General features: G+C 67.7%; 21 protein-coding genes and 1 tRNA gene. 10 read left to right on the plus strand and 12 right to left on the minus strand.

The window, feature by feature from the left end; genetic code table 11:
- The first annotated feature begins 38 nt into the window (after positions 1-38).
- On the plus strand, positions 39-902 hold the full coding sequence (locus P6166_RS10455) for an RNA methyltransferase (RefSeq protein ID WP_277764404.1): 864 nt from the start codon (positions 39-41) through the stop codon (positions 900-902).
- Here the strand turns inward: P6166_RS10455 and P6166_RS10460 are convergent.
- The 5 genes from P6166_RS10460 to P6166_RS10480 all read right to left on the minus strand — a co-directional run bounded on the left by P6166_RS10460 (position 838) and on the right by P6166_RS10480 (position 4,323).
- Entirely contained in the window at positions 838-1,146 is a 309-nt protein-coding gene (locus P6166_RS10460) for a hypothetical protein (protein ID WP_277764405.1), read from the minus strand. The two genes, P6166_RS10455 and P6166_RS10460, sit on opposite strands and share 65 nt — an antisense overlap.
- Positions 1,147-1,279: 133 nt before the next feature.
- Positions 1,280-2,698, minus strand: coding sequence for a M28 family peptidase (locus tag P6166_RS10465; RefSeq protein WP_277764406.1), 1,419 nt, complete (start codon positions 2,696-2,698; stop codon positions 1,280-1,282).
- Positions 2,699-2,785: 87 nt separating this feature from the next.
- Positions 2,786-3,190: a large-conductance mechanosensitive channel protein MscL gene (mscL, locus tag P6166_RS10470; RefSeq protein WP_277764407.1), complete on the minus strand. Its 405-nt coding sequence runs from the start codon at positions 3,188-3,190 to the stop codon at positions 2,786-2,788.
- A gap of 47 nt (positions 3,191-3,237) precedes the next feature.
- Positions 3,238-3,951: a fumarylacetoacetate hydrolase family protein gene (locus P6166_RS10475; RefSeq protein WP_277764408.1), complete on the minus strand. Its 714-nt coding sequence runs from the start codon at positions 3,949-3,951 to the stop codon at positions 3,238-3,240.
- Positions 3,952-4,050: 99 nt separating this feature from the next.
- Entirely contained in the window at positions 4,051-4,323 is a 273-nt protein-coding gene (locus tag P6166_RS10480) for a hypothetical protein (protein WP_277764409.1), read from the minus strand.
- A gap of 184 nt (positions 4,324-4,507) precedes the next feature.
- On the opposite strand from P6166_RS10480, the gene P6166_RS10485 reads away from it, so the two are divergent.
- On the plus strand, positions 4,508-4,855 hold the full coding sequence (locus P6166_RS10485; protein ID WP_277764410.1) for a Rieske (2Fe-2S) protein: 348 nt from the start codon (positions 4,508-4,510) through the stop codon (positions 4,853-4,855).
- Between the two features lie 3 nt (positions 4,856-4,858).
- Here the strand turns inward: P6166_RS10485 and P6166_RS10490 are convergent, their stop codons facing one another.
- Genes P6166_RS10490 through thiS form a run of 4 tightly spaced genes read right to left on the minus strand, consistent with a single transcriptional unit; the run spans position 4,859 to position 8,546 of the window.
- Complete coding sequence (locus tag P6166_RS10490; protein WP_277764411.1) at positions 4,859-6,721, minus strand: SLC13 family permease; 1,863 nt, start codon at positions 6,719-6,721, stop codon at positions 4,859-4,861.
- 36 nt (positions 6,722-6,757) lie between these two features.
- A complete protein-coding gene (gene trmB / locus P6166_RS10495; protein ID WP_277764412.1) occupies positions 6,758-7,492 on the minus strand; it encodes a tRNA (guanosine(46)-N7)-methyltransferase TrmB in 735 nt (244 codons plus the stop codon).
- On the minus strand, positions 7,492-8,286 hold the full coding sequence (locus tag P6166_RS10500) for a thiazole synthase (protein ID WP_277764413.1): 795 nt from the start codon (positions 8,284-8,286) through the stop codon (positions 7,492-7,494). Before P6166_RS10500 ends, trmB begins: the two co-directional genes overlap by 1 nt.
- 59 nt (positions 8,287-8,345) lie before the next feature.
- Positions 8,346-8,546: a sulfur carrier protein ThiS gene (thiS, locus tag P6166_RS10505; protein ID WP_057647925.1), complete on the minus strand. Its 201-nt coding sequence runs from the start codon at positions 8,544-8,546 to the stop codon at positions 8,346-8,348.
- A 204-nt stretch (positions 8,547-8,750) separates the two neighbouring features.
- Between thiS and P6166_RS10510 the strand changes: the two genes are divergently transcribed.
- From P6166_RS10510 to P6166_RS10535, 6 genes are all read left to right on the plus strand, one after another.
- A complete protein-coding gene (locus P6166_RS10510; protein WP_277764496.1) occupies positions 8,751-10,526 on the plus strand; it encodes an autotransporter domain-containing protein in 1,776 nt (591 codons plus the stop codon).
- 111 nt (positions 10,527-10,637) lie between these two features.
- Positions 10,638-10,711 (plus strand) — tRNA-Gly (locus tag P6166_RS10515).
- A gap of 83 nt (positions 10,712-10,794) precedes the next feature.
- Positions 10,795-11,715, plus strand: a complete 921-nt coding sequence (gene rimK / locus P6166_RS10520; RefSeq protein ID WP_277764414.1) for a 30S ribosomal protein S6--L-glutamate ligase — start codon at positions 10,795-10,797, stop codon at positions 11,713-11,715.
- Positions 11,716-11,936: 221 nt separating this feature from the next.
- A complete protein-coding gene (locus tag P6166_RS10525) occupies positions 11,937-12,434 on the plus strand; it encodes a hypothetical protein (protein WP_277764415.1) in 498 nt (165 codons plus the stop codon).
- 216 nt (positions 12,435-12,650) lie between these two features.
- On the plus strand, positions 12,651-13,328 hold the full coding sequence (locus tag P6166_RS10530) for a response regulator transcription factor (RefSeq protein WP_057647931.1): 678 nt from the start codon (positions 12,651-12,653) through the stop codon (positions 13,326-13,328).
- Positions 13,321-14,709: a HAMP domain-containing sensor histidine kinase gene (locus tag P6166_RS10535; RefSeq protein ID WP_277764416.1), complete on the plus strand. Its 1,389-nt coding sequence runs from the start codon at positions 13,321-13,323 to the stop codon at positions 14,707-14,709. Before P6166_RS10530 ends, P6166_RS10535 begins: the two co-directional genes overlap by 8 nt.
- A gap of 7 nt (positions 14,710-14,716) precedes the next feature.
- Here the strand turns inward: P6166_RS10535 and coaE are convergent, their stop codons facing one another.
- From coaE to P6166_RS10550, 3 genes are read right to left on the minus strand one after another with little or no spacing between them, the layout of a single operon-like run.
- Positions 14,717-15,328 (minus strand): dephospho-CoA kinase, encoded by a 612-nt coding sequence (gene coaE / locus P6166_RS10540; protein ID WP_277764417.1) that lies wholly within the window; start codon positions 15,326-15,328, stop codon positions 14,717-14,719.
- Between the two features lie 16 nt (positions 15,329-15,344).
- The gene (locus tag P6166_RS10545) at positions 15,345-16,208 is read right to left on the minus strand and encodes an A24 family peptidase (protein ID WP_277764418.1); all 864 of its coding nucleotides are present in this window, start codon (positions 16,206-16,208) and stop codon (positions 15,345-15,347) included.
- A 7-nt stretch (positions 16,209-16,215) separates the two neighbouring features.
- Positions 16,216-17,475 carry a type II secretion system F family protein gene (locus P6166_RS10550; protein WP_277764419.1) on the minus strand — a complete coding sequence of 420 codons (1,260 nt, stop codon included), beginning with the start codon at positions 17,473-17,475 and terminating at the stop codon, positions 16,216-16,218.
- A 425-nt stretch (positions 17,476-17,900) separates the two neighbouring features.
- Here P6166_RS10550 and P6166_RS10555 point away from each other — a divergent pair, with 425 nt between their 5' ends.
- Both P6166_RS10555 and P6166_RS10560 read left to right on the plus strand, forming a co-directional pair.
- Positions 17,901-18,350 carry a pilin gene (locus P6166_RS10555; RefSeq protein ID WP_277764420.1) on the plus strand — a complete coding sequence of 150 codons (450 nt, stop codon included), beginning with the start codon at positions 17,901-17,903 and terminating at the stop codon, positions 18,348-18,350.
- A gap of 137 nt (positions 18,351-18,487) precedes the next feature.
- Positions 18,488-18,928 (plus strand): pilin, encoded by a 441-nt coding sequence (locus tag P6166_RS10560; RefSeq protein ID WP_277764421.1) that lies wholly within the window; start codon positions 18,488-18,490, stop codon positions 18,926-18,928.
- Positions 18,929-18,940 lie beyond the last annotated feature (12 nt).

The following is an 18,940-nucleotide window of genomic DNA, read 5'->3' on the forward strand; positions in this document are numbered from 1 at the left end:
CGCATCCGCGCGCGGCCTTCCTCTACCGGACTATGGCAGTGAACGATCCCTGGAAATCCTACCGCTCGCCGCGCCCCGCCGAACCGCGCGGCGGCTCGCGCCCTGCCGGCCCGCGTCCGCCGCGCCCGCCGCGTGACCCTGCCGAGGGCGGGGGTGCGCCGCCACGCGGCGAGGAACTGCGGCTGTACGGCCGCAACGCCGTGCTGGCGGTGTTCAAGCGGCGCCCGGCGGCGCTGCGCAAGCTGTACCTGTCCGAGGCGATGATTCCCAAGCTGCAGCCGCTGCTGAAGTGGTGCGTGGCCCATCGCGTGGGCTACCGCGTGGTGGAAGCGGGCGACCTGGACAAGCTGGCCGCCAGCCAGCACCACGAAGGCGTCGTAGCCGACGTGCAGCGCGAACCGGTTCCCGCGCTGGCCGACTGGCTCACGATCCTCAAACCCGGCCCGAAGCTGCTGCTGTGGCTGGACGGCGTGGGCAACCCGCACAACTTCGGCGCGATCCTGCGTTCGGCCGCGCATTTCGGCGTGTCGGCGATCCTGCTGCCGGAGCACTCGCCGCTGGCGCTCTCCGGCGCGGCCGCGCGCGTGGCCGAAGGCGGCGCCGAGGCGGTGCCGCTGGTGCGCCTGCCCAAGGCCGCGCAGGCCGATGAACTGCTGCACGACGCCGGCTTCGTCATGGCCGCCACGCTGGTGGAGGGCGGGCAGGATGTATTCGCCACGCGCCTGCCGTCGCGGCTGGTCTACGTGATGGGCGCCGAAGGCGAGGGCATGGACCGCAACCTGGCCGATGCCTGCGACCTGCGCCTGTCCATTCCCGGCACCGGCGCGGTGGAAAGCCTCAATGTCGCCAGCGCCACCGCGGTGCTGCTGGCCAGTTGGCGGGCGGGGCTGCAGGCGGGCTGACGCGGACGACGTAACCGCGCAACAGCACCCACAGCGCGCAGGCCGTGCTCATCGCGAACAGGATCTTCGCCTCATCACCGGTACTCAGGCCCTGCTTGAGCAGCATCAGGCCCGACAGCACCAAGTGGTAGGCCAGATATGCCTTGAGCCAACGCGCGGGCCACTGGGTGCGGCCCGCTGGCACTTCGCGCGGCGTTGCGGTGGCGCAGCCGCGCTCGTTTTCGTCGGTGGCCAGTTCGTGCATCCGCGCGCTCCCGTGGTTAGGTTCGGTTCGCCGCCGCGCGGCGAACGATCACGAATATGCAGGGCGGACTGACTTTCTTCCATTGGATAAATCGAAGCGGCGCGACGCGTGATGCGTCGTCGCCGCGCTCGACTCACTCGTTCGGCGGCACCGTCGCCTTCGCCTCGCTGCCGAAGCCGCCATCGGCCTCCGCGGCAAGATAGGCGAACACCGCATACGCGGCCACGTTCTGCGCCAGCGCCTTCGGGTCGATCTTGTCGAGCGTGTCGTCGGCGGTGTGGTGCAGGTCGAAGTAGTCGGTGCCGTCCTGCGCCAGCCAGCCCCACGCACCACCCTTGGCCGCGATCGGGCCGATGTCCGGGCCCGGGCCGCCCTTCGCTGGCATGTATTCGATGCCGAGCGGGGCGAGCACGTCGGCGATCTGCTGGGTCGCCGCGCGCGAACCTTCCGCGTTGCCCGAACCGGTGTTGAAGCCATAGATGCGGCCGGCGCCGAAGTCGCTCTCCGCGCCGATCTGGTGCAGCGGCAGCTCACCGGCCTTGGCGCGCGCTTCGGCATACGCCTTGCCGCCGTACAAACCTTGTTCCTCGTTGGCGAAGGCCACCACGCGGATCGTGCGCTTGGGCGCCTGCTTGAGCTGGCCGATCAGGTGGCCGGCGGCCATGGTGATGCCCACGCCGGCGCCATCGTCGATCGCGCCGGTGCCCAGGTCCCACGAGTCGAGGTGGCCGCCGATCACCACGACCTCCTTAGGCTTGCTGCGCCCGGTGATCTCGCCGATCACGTTGTAGGAGGTCGCGGTGCCGTCCCAGCCGCAATCCAGCGCCACGCGCACCCGCACCGGGCCGAGCGCGACGAGGCGGGCCAGCTGGTCCGCGTCGGGCGAGGACAGCGCCGCCGACGGCACCGGGGTGAGGCCGTCATCGAAGCGGGTGATGCCGGTGTGCGGAACGCGGTGCGAATCGGTGCCGGCCGAGCGCATCAGGAAACCGACCGCGCCCTTGCGGATCGCCTCGGACGGCGCGCGCGAACGCACCGCACCGCCGATGCCGTAGTCGGCGCCGTCGCGCTTCTTGCCCATCTGGTAATCGACGAAGGCGATCTTGCCGGCCAGCGAACCTTCCGGCGCGGCCTTCAATGCGGCCAGGTCGGGGAAGCGCACGATCTCGCCCTCGACGGTGCCGGCCGGGCTGCCGCCCAGCGCGGTGACGTGCAGCGGCTGCGCATGGGCGCCGACCACCTGCGCCTGCTCGCCGCGGCGTTCCCACTTCGGGAACGTCACCGGCTCCACGTACACCTTGTCGAAGCCCAGCGCCTTGAACTTGGCCTTGGCCCACGCCACGGCGCGGGCATCGGCTTCGCTGCCGGCCATGCGCGGGCCCACCTCGGTGGTGAGCGATTCGGTGACCTTCCACGCGGTGTCGTCGGCCAGGGCCTGCTCGCGCAGCTGCGTGGCGGTGGCCAGGGACTTGGCGGGAATCGTGGTGGGTTCGGCGGCGAAGGCGCCGGAGGTGGCGAGCAGCGCGGCGATGGCGACAGCGAGGCGACGCATGAAAGGCTCCGTGGCAGGGTAGACCGCGAGCCTAGCAGCGCGCGGCCAGGGAGCCCTGTGCGGGAGGTCACCCTCCCGCCACTTGGATCACTTCTTCAGCGAATCGCGGATCTCGCGCAGCAGCAGCACTTCCTCGCTGGGCGCGGCCGGGGCGGCGGCCTTGGGGTGGTGCAGGCGGTTGATCGCCTTGACCACGAGGAAGATCGCAAAGGCGACGATGACGAACTGCACGAGCGTGTTGAGGAAGTCGCCGTAGCCGATGACCACGGCCGGGATCTCCTTGCCGTCCGGCCCGACGCGCGCCGGCGCCAGCACCCAGGCAAGCCTGGAGAAATCGATGCCGCCGATCAGCAGGCCGATGGGCGGCATGATGATCTTCTCCACCAGCGCGGTGACGATCTTGCCGAACGCCGCACCGATCACCACGCCGACGGCGAGGTCGATGACGTTGCCGCGCATGGCGAAATCCTTGAACTCCTTCAACATGCCCATGGCGTCTCCTCTGTGTGGGGTAGATGACGATCCTAGCCGGTGCGGTGTCAGGAGGCGATCACGCCGTGCCGTTCGGCCACGTTCTCCAGCCGCGCGCTGAAGCGATCGCCGGGCTTGAGGGCGGCCACGCCGGCCGGCGTGCCCATGAAGACGAGATCGCCGGCCTTGAGCGCATAGAGCTTGGACAGCTCGTGCAGGATTTCCGGCACGTTCCAGATCATCTGGTCCAGCAGCGATTGCTGGCGTACCTCGCCGTTGACCTCCAGCGAGAGGTTGAGCGCGTCCAGCGCGCCGACTTCGCCGGCATGCACCAGTTCGCTCACCGGCGCGGAATGATCGAAGCCCTTGGCGATGTCCCACGGCAGGCCCTTGGCCTTCGCGTTGGCCTGCAGGTCGCGGCGGGTAAGGTCCAGGCCCACGCCGTAGCCGTACACCAGGGCTTCGGCCTGTTCGACCGGCAGCACGCCGGCCGGGGCATCCTGGCCGAGCGCCACCACCAGCTCGACCTCGTGGTGCAGGTCCTGAGTGGCGGGCGGGTAGGGAATCTCGTCGCCGTGGCCGACCACGATGGCGTCGGCGGGCTTCATGAAGAACACCGGCTGGCCGCGCTCGGCCTTGGAGGCCGGCGCCTGCGCGCCCATTTCGCGGGCGTGGTCGGCGAAGTTGCGACCCACGCAGTAGATGCGGCGCACCGGAAACGTGCCGCCGCCCACCACGGGAATGCGCGGGATTTCGGCGGCGGGAATTACATCGGAAGTCATGCGGCACGTCCTGGGTGGGGGAACGTGCGAGTCTAGCGCGCAGTCCTGCGCGGTTGGAGCCGCCGCGCGTCCCGCGTCCCGCGGCCGGCGGCCGGCGCCTCAGCGCGAGAGCGGCAGCGCGGGCTTGCGGACGACGCGGTATTCGCCCTCGACCACATCCACGCGCGCGGCCGGCGCGCGCTTGCGGCTGAGCAGTTTCCAGGCCACGCCGGCCAGGATCATGGCCGCGCCGACGAAGATGCCGAAGAAGATCAGCACCGCCAGGATGGCCAGGCCGGCCAGGCCGGCCGCGAGGCGGACCAGCGGGTGACGGGGCTTGCGGGGTTCGAACAGCGTGCGAACGTTGCCGAACTGGAAATAGGAAGTGCGCATGGGCGATGGGTTGCCGGTGAGCCAGCCGGCAGTATCCGGGCCGTGATGGCTGCGTGAGTGAAAAATGCGTTAATTCGTGGTTGATCCGTTCACGATCAATGACTTGCGCGCGGGGAAATTTTGTCGCGCGGCCGCCCCGGGCGCGCGTGCCACAATGCCGACCCGCCCGTGCAAGCCCGCTGTCATGTCCGCCGCCGAAACTGATGCCTCCTTCCTTGCCCCTCTGGACCAGCTGCCCGACGGCGGTTTCCTGGAAGTGGAGGCGCGCGTGGACGGCGATGCCGAGTCGCTGGTGCTGTACCGGGAGGGTGCGCAGGTACGGGCCTGGTTGAACGTGTGCCCGCATGCCGGGCGCCGCCTGGACTGGGCGCCGGGGCAGTTCCTCAAGAGCGCGCAGGGGCACCTGGTCTGCGCCGCGCATGGGGCCTCGTTCGAACTGCAGCAGGGCGACTGCGTGGCCGGCCCGTGCCGGGGCGACCGCCTGCGCGCGGTGGCCGTCCAGGTGGCCGACGGCGAAGTCCGGCTGGCCTGAGTCCTACAGGCCGCCCCACCACGTCATCAGGTGGATGACGCCCACCATCACCACCACGTAGACCAGCGAGAGCGGCGCACCCACCCGCCACAACTCGCGCGGGGTGTAGTTCGCCGGGCCGGTGACCATGGAGATCACCGGGTTGGAGGCGGTCATCAGGTTGTTGGAGGCCGATAGCGCCACGATGAGCGCGAATGCGGTCGGGTTGCCGCCGGCCGCCAGCGCCAGGTTCACCGCGATGGGCACCATCACGATGGTGGCGCCGACATGGCTGATCACCAGCGAGAACGCGGTGGTCAACAGCGCCAGGGCGATTTCCAGCACCCACACCGGGATGCCCTCGGGCAGGCGTTCGATGGTGTGTCCGGCCACCCACGCCGCGGTGCCGCTGCTGTCCATCGCCCATCCCAGCGGGATGAGGCCTGCCATCAGGAACACCGTCTTCCAGTTGATCGCCGCGTAGGCCTCGTCCATGCGCAGCACGCCGGTGACCAGCATGCCGGCCACGCCGGTCATCAGCGTGAGCGAGACCGGCAGGCGCGAGGTCAGCGCGATGAGGATGGTGACGGCGAAGATGGCCATCGCGATCTTGAACTTGTGCGGCCGCTGCTCGCCCTTCGGGTAGTCGGTGACCACCACGAAGTCGCGCGTCTCGGCCGCCTGGCCCAGGTCCTGCCAGATGCTGTGGAAGACCAGCATGTCGCCGGCGCGCAGTTTTTCCTGGCGCACGTCGTCGCGGATGACCTGCTTGTCGCGGTTGATCGCCAGCAGGGAAATGCCGCTCTGCTTGCGCAGGCGCAGCTCGCCGGCGCTCTTGCCGATGAAGCGCGAGTTCGGCGGGATCAGTGCCTCGGAAATGCCGGCGCGGCTCGGGTTGAACAGATCGCCCAGGTGGCGCAGGCGCGAGGACATGCGCAGGAACTGGTTCTGCGCGAAATCGGCCACGTGCTGGCGCGCACCCATCACGCCGAGCACGCTGCCCACCCAGATGCGCATGTCCGCCGGCGGCGCCAGGCGGGTGTCGTTGCCGGTCTTCAGCGCCAGCATCAGCGGCGCGTCGTGCAGCGCTTCGGCCTCGCCCAGCGTCATGCCCACCAGCGGGCTTTCGGCGCTCACTACTAGTTCGAACACGTCGCCTTCGATGCCGTAGGTCTTGGCGAAGTAGCTTTCGGTGCGTGCCGGGGTGACGCCGTCGTTGGCGAGCGATTCTTCTTCCACCAGCTTGCGGTCGCCGTAGTAGCGGAAGTACAGCAGCGCGGCCACCAGCAGCCCCACGCCGATCGGCATCGGCGCGAACATGCGCAGCGGCTCGATGGTCGCCATGCCGGAGGGCAGGTTGTTGTTGGCCGAGATCAGCAGGTCGTTGAGCAGGATCAGCGGCGAGTTGCCGACCATGGTCAGCGCGCCGCCCATCACGATGGCCGCGGCGATCGGCAGCAGCAGGCGTTGCAGGGTCAGGCCGGTGCGCGCGGCCAGCCGCGAGGCCACCGGCAGGTACAGCGCCATCACCGAGGGGTTCTGCATGAAGGACGAGTTGAGCCCGGAGATGGCCAGGGTCATCGTCATCAGCCGCTTCTCGTTGCCGTGCGAGCGGCGCAGCAGCCAGGAGGCGAGGCGGTTCAGCGCGCCGGTGCGCTCGAGCCCGGCGCCCAGGATGGTGGTGGCGATGATGCTGATCACCGCGTTACCGGAGAAGCCGCCGAAGATCTCCTCGGGCGCGATCAGCCCGGTCACGCCGAGCACCACCAGCACGATCAACGCCACCACGTCGGCGCGGATGCGCTCGAACAGGAACATGGCCATCGTGAAGCCGACCAACGCCAGCACCAGCTTCATGTCGTTGGTCAGCGTCAGCGCGGTTTCCATGTCGCGGCGGGTTTCCTTGGGCGAGCGGGGCCGGGCTCAGGTCCGATCGTAGAGCAGATCCCACACGCCATGGCCGAGTTTCTGGCCACGGGTTTCGAAGTGGGTCTGCGGGCGCCATTCGGGGCGCGGCACGTGGCCGCGAGGGCCCGCCCGGTTGGACAGGCCTTCGGTGGCGTCGAGCACGTCCCACATCTGCTCGGCGTAGTTTTCCCAGTCGGTGGCGCAATGCAGGCGGCCCCCCGGGCGCAGCTTGCGCACCAGCAGCGCGGCGAAGGCCGGCTGCACCAGGCGGCGCTTGTTATGGCGCTTCTTGTGCCACGGGTCGGGGAAGTAGATGCGCACTTCGTCCAGCGACGCATCGGCCACTTCCTTCTCCAGCACCTCGACCGCGTCGTGGTGGTAGAGGCGCACGTTGTCGCTGCCGTCCTCGGCCAGTGCATTGAGCAGGCGGCCCACGCCGGGCGCATGAACCTCGATGCCGATGTAATCGCGGCTCGGATCCTGACGCGCGGCGAAGCGCAGCGCAGCGCCATTGCCGAAGCCGATTTCCAGCACCCGCGGCGCGCTGCGGCCGAAGGCCGCGTCGTAGTCGCGCGGCGCGCCGGTGAAATCCAGGCCGAAGCGCGGCCAGGCCTCGTCGAACGCGCGCTGCTGCGCGGGCGTGAAGCGGCCCTGGCGCAGCACGAAGCTGCGCACCTCGCGGCGGCCTTCGGTGACCGTGAACGGCTTGGGCGGGGCCTTGGATCCGCTGCTGGAGAACGGGTCGGTCATCAGCCGACCAGCCCGTCCACCGGCGAGGACGCGCTGGCGTAGCGCTTGCGCGGGATGCGCCCGGCCAGGAACGCTTCGCGGCCGGCTTCCACGGCCTTGCGCATCGCGCTGGCCATCAGCACCGGCTGGCGCGCCCCGGCGATGGCGGTGTTCATCAGCACGCCGTCGCAGCCCAGTTCCATCGCGATGGCCGCGTCCGAGGCGGTGCCCACGCCGGCATCGACGATGATCGGCACCTTGGCATCCTCGATGATCTGCAGCAGGTTGTACTTGTTCTGGATGCCCAGGCCCGAGCCGATCGGCGCGGCCAGCGGCATCACCGCCACGCAGCCGATCTCCTCCAGCCGCTTGGCCAGGATCGGGTCGTCGCTGGTGTAGACCATCACGTCGAAGCCGTCGGCCACGAGCAGTTCGGCGGCCTTGAGGGTCTGCACCACGTCCGGGTACAGGGTCTTCTGGTCGCCCAGCACTTCCAGCTTGGTGAGGTTGTGGCCGTCGAGCAGTTCGCGCGCCAGCCGGCAGGTGCGCACCGCGTCTTCGGCGGTGTAGCAGCCGGCGGTGTTGGGCAGGAGGGTGTAGCGGTCCGGCGGCAGGGCGTCGAGCAGGTTCGGCTCGTTCGCGTTCTGGCCGATATTCACGCGGCGGATCGCCACGGTGACGATTTCGGCGCCCGCGGCCTCGGTGGCCAGGCGGGTTTCTTCCAGATCCTTGAACTTGCCCGTGCCGGTCAGCAATCGGGAACGGTAGGTCTTGCCGGCGATGACCAGCGAATCGGGGGAGGTCGGGGTGCTCATCGCGCAATTATCACCCATCCCACCCCCCGGCCGCTGCATGCGGGCCGGCCGTGCGGGCTTCAGCCGCCGCCGAGCGCGTGCACGATCTCGATGCGGTCGCCCTCGGCCAGGCGGTGTTCGGCGTGGCGGCCGCGCGGCACGATCTCGCCGTTGATCTCCACCGCGACGCGGCGCTCGGCCAGGCCCTCGCTGCCCAGCAGCGCGGCCAAGGTGGTGTCGGGTGCGATGTGGCGGGGTTCGCCATTGAGCTGGATGTCCATGTCATCATTGTCGCATCGCGCGCCGATCCGGCGCGCGCTTTCGTTTCATGCCGCAGTGCAGCGTGAGCGGTCGACGGCGCGGTGGAAAGATGCACCATGCGCCTGCGTACGCTCGCAGGCAGGCGGTATCCACGATCCCCCAGGATCAAACAAAAAACAGGGAGTTCCCCGATGTCCTCGTCGTTCCGTCCGATCCGTTCCCTGATGGCGGTCGCCATCGCGCTGGCTTCCGCGCCGGCGTTCGCCGATTCGGCCTTCAACCAGACCGTGTTCTTCGGCGACAGCCTGACCGACAGCGGCTACTACCGTCCGCTGCTGCCGGCGAGCGTGCAGCCGGTGACCGGCAAGTTCACCACCAACCCGGGCTGGGTGTGGGCCGAATACGTGGCCGACTACTACGGCACCAATGCCGCGGCGCACGGCAACGGCCAGACCGGTGACAACTACGCCGCCGGCGGTGCACGCGTGAACGCCACCTCGGTGAGCGCGCTGGGCCCGGCGCCTTCGCTCGTCACCCAGGTCAACAACTACCTCACCGCCAACGGCGGCAAGGCCAACCCGAACGCGCTGTACACCGTGTGGGGCGGCGCCAACGACCTGTTCGCCGTGGCCGCCGGCGCACCGGCGCAGGCCACCATCGGCGCGGCGGTCACCGCGCAGGTCGGCATCGTCGGCCAGCTCGAAGCGGCCGGCGCCAAGTACGTGATGGTCCCGACCATCCCGGATATCGGCCTCACCCCGTCCTCGCGCGCGCTGGGCGCCGTCGGCATGGCGCAGGGCACCGCGCTGGCCACCGCCTACAACAACGCGCTGTTCTCCGGCCTGCAGACCGCCGGCCTGCGCGTGATCCCGGTCGACACCTTCCACATCCTGCAGGAAATCGTCGCCGACCCGGGCACCTACGGCTTCACCAACGTCACCGGCCAGGCCTGCACCGCGGTGCTGCCGACCTGCAACCCGACCAGCCTGGCCGCGCCGAACGCGCAGAACACCTGGCTGTTCGCCGACGGCGTGCACCCGACCACCGCCACCCACCAGATCCTGGGCGAGTACGCGCTGTCGATCCTGGAAGCGCCGCGCCTGCAGCAGGTGCTGACGCATTCGGCCGCGGTCACCGGCCGTTCGCGCGCCGACCAGGTCGCCTGGCACCTGGATGGCAAGCCGGAAGCCGACGGCACCCGTTGGTGGGGCAGCGTGCGCGGCGACATGCAGCGCTACGACCACGCCGACCTGTACGACGGCATGGCCCCGGCCGGCCTGTTCGGCGTGGACTGGAACCGTGGCGACCTGGTGTTCGGCGGCTTCGCCGGCTACGGCCGCATGGATGCCGATTTCGGCCAGAGCCGTGGCGACTTCACCCAGGACGACACCACGCTGGGCGGCTTCTTCGGCTGGTACACCGGCCCGGTGTGGGTCAACGCGCAGGTCAGCTACAGCTGGCTGAGCTACGACGTGAACCGCAAGGTCCAGCTCGGCCCGGCCACCCGCGAGCACAAGGGCTCGGCCGACGGCAGCAACCTGACCGCCGCGATCAACGCCGGCTACGAGCTGGGCGAGGGCAGCTTCAAGCACGGCCCGGTGGTCGGCCTGACCTGGCAGAAGGTGAAGATGGACGGCTACGTCGAAAGCAACGAGAGCGCCACCGCGCTCGGCTACGACGACCAGGACATCGACTCGCTGGTCGGCCGCGTGGGCTGGCAGTTCCGCCTGGATGGCGCGTCCATCAAGCCGTACCTGCAGGTGACCTACGACCACGAGTTCGAGGACAACAAGGAAGCCAGCGCGTGGCTGCAATCCATGCCGGGCGTGGGCATGTACTACGTGCCGGGCATCGACTTCGACCGCGACTACGCCACCGTCGTCCTCGGCGCGCGTACCGGCGTGTGGGGCCTGCAGAGCAACTTCGGCGTGACCTCCACCACCGCGCAGAAGAGCGCGCGCGACATGACGGTGTTCGTCAACTTCAGCGGCGCGTTCTGATCCACGATCCGCTGTGCAAGACGCGAAGGGGCCGGCCATGCCGGCCCCTTTCGTTTGCACCGGCCGCATTGCGTTCGACTGCCGCGGCCCCTAGACTTGCGCCAACGCCGCGCGGGCGTAGCTCAATGGTAGAGCTGTAGCTTCCCAAGCTACTGACGTGGGTTCGATTCCCATCGCCCGCTCCATCTTCCAGGCCGCCACGCGCGCCTGAGGCTGCACTTCACCGGGCCGGGCAAGATGCGTCCGGACCGCTCCGCGACCGGCCGCGATGAAGCTCGCCATCCTTTCCCGCAACAGCAAGCTGTACTCCACCCGGCGCCTGGTGGAGGCCGCCCGCGAGCGCGGCCACACCGTGCGCATCCTCGACCCGCTGCGCTGCTACATGCGCATCGCCGCCGGGCAGTTCTCGATGCACTACAAGGGGCGGGCGATCACCGGCTTCGACGCGGTGATCCCGCGTATCGGCGCCTCCGTCACGCGCTACGGCACGGCGGTGCTGCGCCAGTTCGAGATGATGGGCACCTATACCCCCAATCCGTCCGACGCGATCCTGCGGGGCCGCGACAAGCTGCGCGCGCACCAGCTGCTCGCCGCGCAGGGCATCGACATGCCGGTTACCGTGTTTGGCGACAACCCGGACGACACCCAGGACCTGCTTTCCATGCTCGGCCCGCCGCCCCACGTGGTGAAGCTGAACGAGGGTGCGCAGGGCACCGGCGTGATCCTGACCGAGAAGGCGAGCGCCTCGCGCGGCATCGTCGAGGCCCTGCGTGGCCTGTACGCCAACTTCCTGGTGCAGGAGTTCATCGGCGAGGCGGAGGGTGCGGACCTGCGCTGCTTCGTGGTCGGCGACCAGGTGGTGGCGGCGATGCGCCGGCAGGCGGCCGAGGGCGACTTTCGCTCCAACCTGCACCTGGGCGGCAGCGCGGCGGCGGCCGTGGCCACCGAGCAGGAGCGTGACGTGGCGGTGCGCTCGGCCCGGGCCCTGGGCCTGGAAGTGGCGGGGGTGGACCTGATCCGCTCCCGGCGCGGCCCGCTGGTGCTGGAGGTGAATTCGACCCCGGGGCTGGAGGGCGTGGAGGCCGTGTGCGGGGTGGACGTGGCCGGGGCGGTGTTGGCCCGGATCGAGGCCGCCGTGGCCGCGGGCGGGGCCAAGCCGGTTCGCCCGCGTCGCCGGGCGACTTCTTAGTGAAAATTTAACGGCTGTTTAATTGCCCGGGCGGTAGCTTCTACCAGACCGCAGCTCTGCCCTCGCAGGAAACGGTGAATCGGGATGTTTCGGCCCAGGCGCGGCCAGCGCCTGGGCCTTTTTGTTGCCTGCGGGCGGCGGAAGTGGCCGGAACGGTGCGATTTACCCGGTCAAGGCCATGGATTACAGTCGGTTCTCCTTATTACATGGATGGTTGCCCTATGAAGCGGTTCGTTCGCACGCTGTTGTTCTCCTCCCTGGTGCTGTCCGCCAGTGCGTTGGCCGCGCCGGCCCAGGCGCCGCTGGACCTGCACAACGCGCCCGACGTGGTGGCCAAGCAGCTGCAGAAGATCAACCAGGACATGGCCGACGGCGAGACCTACGCCGAAATCTCCGTGGAGAACCGCAGCAAGGTGCGCGAGGCGCTGGGCCGCATTACCGGCGCGCTGGAGACCTCCGGCGGGCGTCCGCTGACCCCGGAGGCCGAAACGCAGGCGTTCAATGACCAGGAGATCGTCAACACCCTGCTGACCGGCGCCAAGGAAGACAGCCGCGTGGTCTGCGAGCGCGAGCGCCAGATGGGCTCCAACCGCATCACCTCCAAGTGCATGACGGTTGCCGAGCGCCGCCGGCTGCGCGAGCAGGGCGAGCGCGCGGCGCGCGACCTGTCGCAGCGCCAGCTGCAGTACGACCCGCGCAACGGGGGCAGCGGCCGATAAGCCGGCAGCAGTACGACCGGACGCCGCACGCGGCGCCGGTCGCGAAGTGGAGGGCAACTTTTGGCCGCCGGCCGGGTCTGAGCTGTGGAGGACCGGCGCGCCGTCAACAGGATCTTGACGAGTGCCCGGGATGATATCCGTCTCATCCGCCGGCGCGGCGGGGCCTTCGCGGCCACGCAGTGCGACGCAACCGCAAGAACCGTAAGGAACAACCAAGTGCGAATTCTGGTAATCGAAGACAACAGCGACATCGCCGCCAACCTGGGGGACTACCTGGAGGACCGCGGGCACACCGTGGACTTCGCCGCCGATGGCGTGACCGGGCTGCACCTGGCGGTGGTGCATGACTTCGATGCCATCGTGCTGGACCTGAACCTGCCTGGCATGGACGGCATCGAGGTCTGCCGCAAGCTGCGCAACGAGGCGCGCAAGCAGACGCCGGTGCTGATGCTCACCGCCCGCGATTCGCTGGACAACAAGCTGGCCGGCTTCGATTCCGGCGCCGACGACTACCTGATCAAGCCGTTCGCGCTGCAGGAGGTCGAGGTTCGGCTCAATGCGCTGTCGCGTCGTGGCAAGGGCGTGCATACCCGCGTGCTGGAAACCGGCGACCTGGAATACAACCTCGACACCCTCGAGGTGCGCCGCCGCGGCAAGCTGTTGCAGCTCAACCCCACCGCGCTGAAGATCTTGCAGGCGCTGATGGAGGCTTCCCCCGCCGTGGTGACCCGCCAGGAGCTGGAAACCCGCGTGTGGGGCGAGGAGCTGCCGGATTCTGATTCCCTGCGCGTGCATATCCACGGGCTGCGCGCGGTGGTCGACAAGCCGTTCGACGTGCCGCTGATCCAGACCCGCCATGGCATCGGTTACCGGATCGCCTCACCCGATGCCTGAGCGCGGTAGCGCTGCCCGGCCCGCGCAGAAGCGCGGGCAGTACCGCCGGCGGCTGCGGAGTCGAATCATCCTGTCCTTCGTGCTGTTGGGCTTCTGCCTGACCAGCCTGTTCGCGTTCGCCACCAAGTGGACGCGCGCGCGCGTGGAGAACCAGCTCGTCGAAGACGTGATGGAACGCAATATCGACGAGTACGTCCGCCGCTTCTACGCAGACCCCAGCCACAACCCGCCGGTGCCGATCGACCAGATCCGTGGCTGGGTGTATTCGCGCGACCGTTTGGACCGGCTCTACCAGGAACACCCCGACTGGGTGGACCTCAAGCCGGGGGTGTACCGCATCGTCAGCGGTGTGGACGAGGAGGGGCGGCCCTTCGCCTACCGCCTGGCCGTGCGCAAGACCGACGAGGCCTGGTTCTTCCTGGCCTACGACATGACACAAGCCCAGCGCGGCGAGGTGCAGCTCAACCGTACGCTGCTGATCTCGGTGCTGGTATTCAGCCTGTTGTCGCTGGTGCTGGGCTGGTGGTCGGCCTCGAAGGTGATGCGGCCGGTGTCGGACCTGGCCGCACGCCTGCGCGCGTATCGCGGCGGCACTAGCGAGCCCAAGGCGTTGGCGCCGTACTTCACCGACGACGAGGTCGGCCAGCTGGCGAGCGCGCTGGATGACTATTCCAACCGCCTGACCGAGGTGGTGCAGCGCGACCGTGAGTTCAACGCCGACGTCAGCCACGAGCTGCGCACGCCGCTGGCGGTGATCCGCGGCGCCACCGAGCTGCTGCTGACCCGCCCCAACCTGGACGAGAAGGTGCTGCAGCGGCTGCAGCGCATCCAGCGTGCCGAGCAGCAATGCAGCGACCTCATCGGCGCGCTGCTGCTGCTCTCGCGCAACGAGCGCGGCCAGGGCAGCAGCAACGTGGCCCGCGTCGCCGAGCAACTGCTCGAGGCCCATCGCGCCCAGCTCGGCGGCAAGCCGCTGGAACTGGTGCTGGAAGGCGCCACCGACCTGGTGATCGACGCGCCGGAGTCTGCGTTGTCCGTGGCACTGGGCAACCTGATCGGCAACGCGGTGAAGTACACCCAGGAAGGGCAGGTGCGCGTCGTGGTCCACGAGGATTCGGTCGAAGTGGCCGACACCGGCCCAGGCCTGAGCGAGGAAGATGCCGCCAAGCTGTTCCAGCGCGGCTATCGCGGCACCCATGCCGGCCATTCGCAGGGCGGCGGCATCGGCCTGTCGATCGTGAGCCGGCTGTGCGACCTGTACGGTTGGCGGGTGGGCGTGCGCCCGGGCGACACCCGCGGCGTGGTGGCGACCCTGTACTTTTCCAACGACGGCATGCCCGCGCTGGAAGCGCCGCGCGAGGAACCTCCCGCGGCTTCCTGAGCGGCGCTCAGCCCTGCCGGCTCAACGCGAGGTATTCGCCGGCCAGTGCCTGGGCGCGCGCTTGCAGATGCGCCGGATCACCGTCGTTGACCACCACGTCGTCCGCCAGCGCCAGCCGTTGCTCGCGGCTGGCCTGCGCCGCGATCATCCGATCGGCCAGCGCGGCATCGATGCCGTCGCGCGCCATCAGGCGTTCGCGCTGGAGGGACACCGGCGCATCGACCACCAGGATGCGGTCCAGCCACGGATAGACCCGGCGCCCGCCGGCTTCGGCGAGCAGCGGAATGGCGGCGATGGCGTAGGGCCCGGGCGCCGCCCGGCACTGCGCCTGCAGGCGCTCTCGGATGGCGGGGTGGGTAATGGCTTCCAAGGCCAGCCGCAGTTCCTCGTCGGCGAAGACCAGTTCGCGCAGCGCGCGCCGGTCGAGCGTGCCGTCGGCCTGGAGGACGTGGCGGCCGAAGCGCTCGGCGATACGCGACAGCACGGGGCCGGGCGCCACGACCTCGCGGGCGACGACGTCCGCGTCCACCACGGTCACGCCCAGCGATTCGAACTCGCGCCCCAGCGCACTCTTGCCAGAGGCGATGCCGCCGGTCAGGCCGATGACGAAATCGCTCATCGCCGCGGGCGGGCGCTTACGCCAGCCCGGCCAGATGCATGTAGCCGCCGACGATCTGGTCGCCCCAGAAGAACACGATCCAGCCGGCGATGGCCAGGTAGGGGCCGAAGGGGATCGGTGTGGCGCGGTCGCGGCCCTTGGCGGCCAGCCAGATCGAGCCGATGATCGCCCCGACAAGGGAGGAGATCAGGATGATGGGCAGGATGCCCTTCAGCCCGCACCAGGCACCCAGCGCGGCCAGCAGCTTGAAGTCGCCATGGCCCATGCCTTCCTTGCCGGTGAGCTGCTTGAACAGCCACCACACCGCCCAGAGCGAGAAGTAGCCCACCGCCGCGCCCAGCAGGGCGGGCTTGGCGTGCATGTAGAGGTTGTCCATGGAGCCGATCAGGCCTAGCCACATCAGCGGCAGGGTGAGCTGGTCGGGCAGCAGGCGGGTGCGCAGGTCGATGCCGGACAGCGCCACCAGGAAGCAGCTGAGCACGATCGCGCCGAAACCCTGCCAGCCGAAGCCGAAGCGCCAGACGCTGGCCACGACCAGCAGCGAGGTCAGCAGCTCGACCAGCGGGTACTGGATGGAGATGGGCGTATGGCAGTGCCGGCACTTGCCGCGCAACGCGAGCCAGCTGAAGACCGGGATGTTCTCGTACCAGGACAGCTTGTGCTTGCAGTGCGGGCAGTGCGAGGGCTCGACCACGATGCCCGGCGGTGGCGGCTCGTAGATGTCCGGTTCGCCGAGGATCTCGCGCGCATCGCGCTTCCATTGCCACTCCATGCGCTTGGGCAGGCGCAGGATCACTACATTGAGGAAACTGCCCAGCAGCAGTCCCAGGCCGGCCGCGGCGGGGAAGCCGAGGCCGGGGTGCTGGTCGAGAAATGCCATGTGTTCCTTATCCGACGACGGCCGCGAGCTTGAAGATCGGGAGGTACATGCCGATCACCATGCCGCCCACGATGGTGCCAATGAACACCATGATCATCGGTTCCAGCAGGCTGCTCAAGGCGTCCACGGCGTTGTTCACTTCCTGCTCGTAGTACTCGGCGACCTTGAACAGCATGGCGTCGAGGGCGCCGGCTTCTTCGCCGATCGAAGTCATCTGGATCACCATATGGGGAAACAGATTGACCTGCTTCATCGCCATGTTGACCGGATAGCCGACAGAAACGTCATCGCGCATACGCAAGACGGCCTCTTCATACACCTTGTTGCCGGTGGCGCCTGCCACGATGCTGAGCGCTTCAACCAAGGGCACGCCCGCCTTGAAGGTTACGGCAGTAGTTCGGGCAAAACGCGCGATCGAGCTGTTATGCATGATCTCGCCGATGACTGGCACTTTGAGGATCACGCGATCCATCGTGTGCTGCATCTTGGGTGAGCGTTTATATAGGAAGAGAAGGCCGAAGATGCTGCCGACACTCACCACCAGTAATGGAAACCAGTAGGAAACCATGAACCTGGACGCGGCAACGATCATCTTGGTAAAGGCGGGAAGATCTGCGCCAAAGCCAGCGAAGACTTGCTCGAACTGGGGTACGACGAAAAGCAGCAGAATTGCACTCACGATGATGGCAACAACCACCACCATGGCTGGATAAAACAGCGCCTTCTTGATCTTGCCCTTCAGCGCTTCGATGTTCTCCTTGTAGGACGCAATCGTGTCCAGCACAGTTTCCAGGACGCCAGCGCCTTCGCCCGCTCGAACGAGGTTGCGGTAGAGCTCGTCAAACTGGACGGGGTGCTTGCTGATGGCCTCGTAGAGCGACGAGCCGCCCTCGATGTCGGAACGGATATCTCCGACCAGCTTCTTCATTCGCGGATTCTTGTGGCCGCCGCCAATGATTTCTAGGGCCCCGACGATCGGTACGCCAGACTTCATCATCGTCGCCATCTGGCGGCTGAAGAACGCTATGTCCTTGGGGCCGACAGTCTTGCCCGCGCTTCCAAACAGCGGCTTGGGCTTGGGCCTCACAACGCTCGGCGTAATCCCCTGCTTTCGAAGCTCAGCGCGGAGGAAGTTTGCATTCTTGGCGGACTGCTCTCCCTTCATCTTCACGCCACGCTTGTCTGTTCCCTCCCAGACGAACGGCAGCATCTGACTGGTATTGCGGTCGACCGGTGCTTTCTTGATGGCGCTACGCGCTACGGACATGTCGTTTCCCCTACCGACCATCCCCAGGCCGGAGTATTGCCGCATGGTAACGGGTTCCGCTGGGCGATGACACGGGGAAACAGGCAACCGTGCCGAGGGTCACGCTATCTGCGGGTATGGCTCGACTGGAGGGCTGAGCCGACTGGGTGCCGCGTACCTCAAGCGGCGGGGCAGGTCGGCCTGCCTCGAAGTGGCGAAAAGTGACCTTCTGCGTCACATCGCCGTTTTGGTCGCAATTGCGGCCTCTGGGGCTTCCAATCCTTGTGCCAGCTGCGATGATGGCGCCGGGGAGTCTTTCGGGCGGCGTCAGAAACTTGGCACGTATGTTGCGTCAGCTGTTGCGCAGGACCTCCTGCCGATAGGCCAGCTCTGCTGCCAACCCGGAAGAGCGCCTTTCACCAATCCAACCTCTAGGGGATGTACTCATGAAGAAGCAGCAGGGCTTTACCCTGATCGAACTGATGATCGTCGTTGCGATCATTGCTATCCTGGCCGCCATCGCGCTGCCGGCTTACCAGGACTACGTTGTTAAGTCCCGCGTCTCCGAGGCGATGGTTCTCGCCGACGGCCTCAAGGTTGTTGTCGCTGACAATGCCGCTCAGGGTGAGGACGATTTGGGTAAGGGCGCTACCCTCACTACCGCTGCCGATGGTTCGCCGAACGTCGACAACACCCAGATTGATGCTGCCAGCGGTGTCATCAGCGTCCAGACCACCGACAAGGCCGGCAACGGCACCGTGACCTTCACTCCGCAGGCTGGCGGCGCCGCCCTGGTGGCCGGCACTCCGCCGGAAGGCACCATCGTCTGGACCTGTGCTTCGGCCGACATCAAGCAGAAGTATCTGCCGAGCAGCTGCACCGGCGCTGCGAACTAATCGCAGGCTTGCGCTTCGCCAAGAGCCTCCGCGATAGCGGGGGCTCTTTTTTTTGGGGCTGCGCTAATAATGGCACGCTACTTGCTGCCTGTTATTCGTCTAAGTTGCTTCTTGGGGGAAGCATGAAACATCGGGCCATGAAAGGCTTTACGCTCATTGAGCTCATGATCGTTGTGGCGATCATCGCCATTTTGGCTGCCATTGCTTTGCCGGCCTATCAGGACTACGTCGTGAAAGCCCGAGTGTCTGAAGCGCTGGTGTTGGCAAGCGGTCTCAAGGCAACCGTCATCGTTAATGCATCAGAGGGGGCTGCGGATTTGTCCACCGGTGCTTCGCTGACGGCCGAGACAGATGGTTCGCCGAATGTCACCTCTACTGCGATTGATGGCGCCAACGGGACTATTACGGTGATCACCACCGCGAAGGCAGGCAACGGACAGATTGTCATGACACCTACCGGTGCTGCGGGCTCCGCTCTAGTGGCAGGGGAGTCGCCTTCCGGTAACATCGTTTGGACCTGTACCTCGACGATCAAGCAGAAGTACTTGCCGTCTAGTTGCGCCGGAGTCGATATCTAGTCAGTTCGTGCA

This window comes from Stenotrophomonas sp. HITSZ_GD (assembly GCF_029543105.1).
GTDB lineage: Bacteria > Pseudomonadota > Gammaproteobacteria > Xanthomonadales > Xanthomonadaceae > Stenotrophomonas_A.

Bases quoted from the DNA above. Each gene is read 5' to 3' on its own strand.
- P6166_RS10460 (WP_277764405.1), bottom strand. From the start codon at position 1,146: ATGCACGAACTGGCCACCGACGAAAACGAGCGCGGCTGCGCCACCGCA.
- P6166_RS10465 (WP_277764406.1), bottom strand. From the start codon at position 2,698: ATGCGTCGCCTCGCTGTCGCCATCGCCGCGCTGCTCGCCACCTCCGGC.
- mscL (WP_277764407.1), bottom strand. From the start codon at position 3,190: ATGGGCATGTTGAAGGAGTTCAAGGATTTCGCCATGCGCGGCAACGTC.
- P6166_RS10475 (WP_277764408.1), bottom strand. From the start codon at position 3,951: ATGACTTCCGATGTAATTCCCGCCGCCGAAATCCCGCGCATTCCCGTG.
- P6166_RS10480 (WP_277764409.1), bottom strand. From the start codon at position 4,323: ATGCGCACTTCCTATTTCCAGTTCGGCAACGTTCGCACGCTGTTCGAA.
- P6166_RS10485 (WP_277764410.1), top strand. From the start codon at position 4,508: ATGTCCGCCGCCGAAACTGATGCCTCCTTCCTTGCCCCTCTGGACCAG.
- P6166_RS10490 (WP_277764411.1), bottom strand. From the start codon at position 6,721: ATGGAAACCGCGCTGACGCTGACCAACGACATGAAGCTGGTGCTGGCG.
- trmB (WP_277764412.1), bottom strand. From the start codon at position 7,492: ATGACCGACCCGTTCTCCAGCAGCGGATCCAAGGCCCCGCCCAAGCCG.
- P6166_RS10500 (WP_277764413.1), bottom strand. From the start codon at position 8,286: ATGAGCACCCCGACCTCCCCCGATTCGCTGGTCATCGCCGGCAAGACC.
- thiS (WP_057647925.1), bottom strand. From the start codon at position 8,546: ATGGACATCCAGCTCAATGGCGAACCCCGCCACATCGCACCCGACACC.
- P6166_RS10510 (WP_277764496.1), top strand. From the start codon at position 8,751: ATGGCGGTCGCCATCGCGCTGGCTTCCGCGCCGGCGTTCGCCGATTCG.
- rimK (WP_277764414.1), top strand. From the start codon at position 10,795: ATGAAGCTCGCCATCCTTTCCCGCAACAGCAAGCTGTACTCCACCCGG.
- P6166_RS10525 (WP_277764415.1), top strand. From the start codon at position 11,937: ATGAAGCGGTTCGTTCGCACGCTGTTGTTCTCCTCCCTGGTGCTGTCC.
- P6166_RS10535 (WP_277764416.1), top strand. From the start codon at position 13,321: ATGCCTGAGCGCGGTAGCGCTGCCCGGCCCGCGCAGAAGCGCGGGCAG.
- coaE (WP_277764417.1), bottom strand. From the start codon at position 15,328: ATGAGCGATTTCGTCATCGGCCTGACCGGCGGCATCGCCTCTGGCAAG.
- P6166_RS10545 (WP_277764418.1), bottom strand. From the start codon at position 16,208: ATGGCATTTCTCGACCAGCACCCCGGCCTCGGCTTCCCCGCCGCGGCC.
- P6166_RS10550 (WP_277764419.1), bottom strand. From the start codon at position 17,475: ATGTCCGTAGCGCGTAGCGCCATCAAGAAAGCACCGGTCGACCGCAAT.
- P6166_RS10555 (WP_277764420.1), top strand. From the start codon at position 17,901: ATGAAGAAGCAGCAGGGCTTTACCCTGATCGAACTGATGATCGTCGTT.
- P6166_RS10560 (WP_277764421.1), top strand. From the start codon at position 18,488: ATGAAAGGCTTTACGCTCATTGAGCTCATGATCGTTGTGGCGATCATC.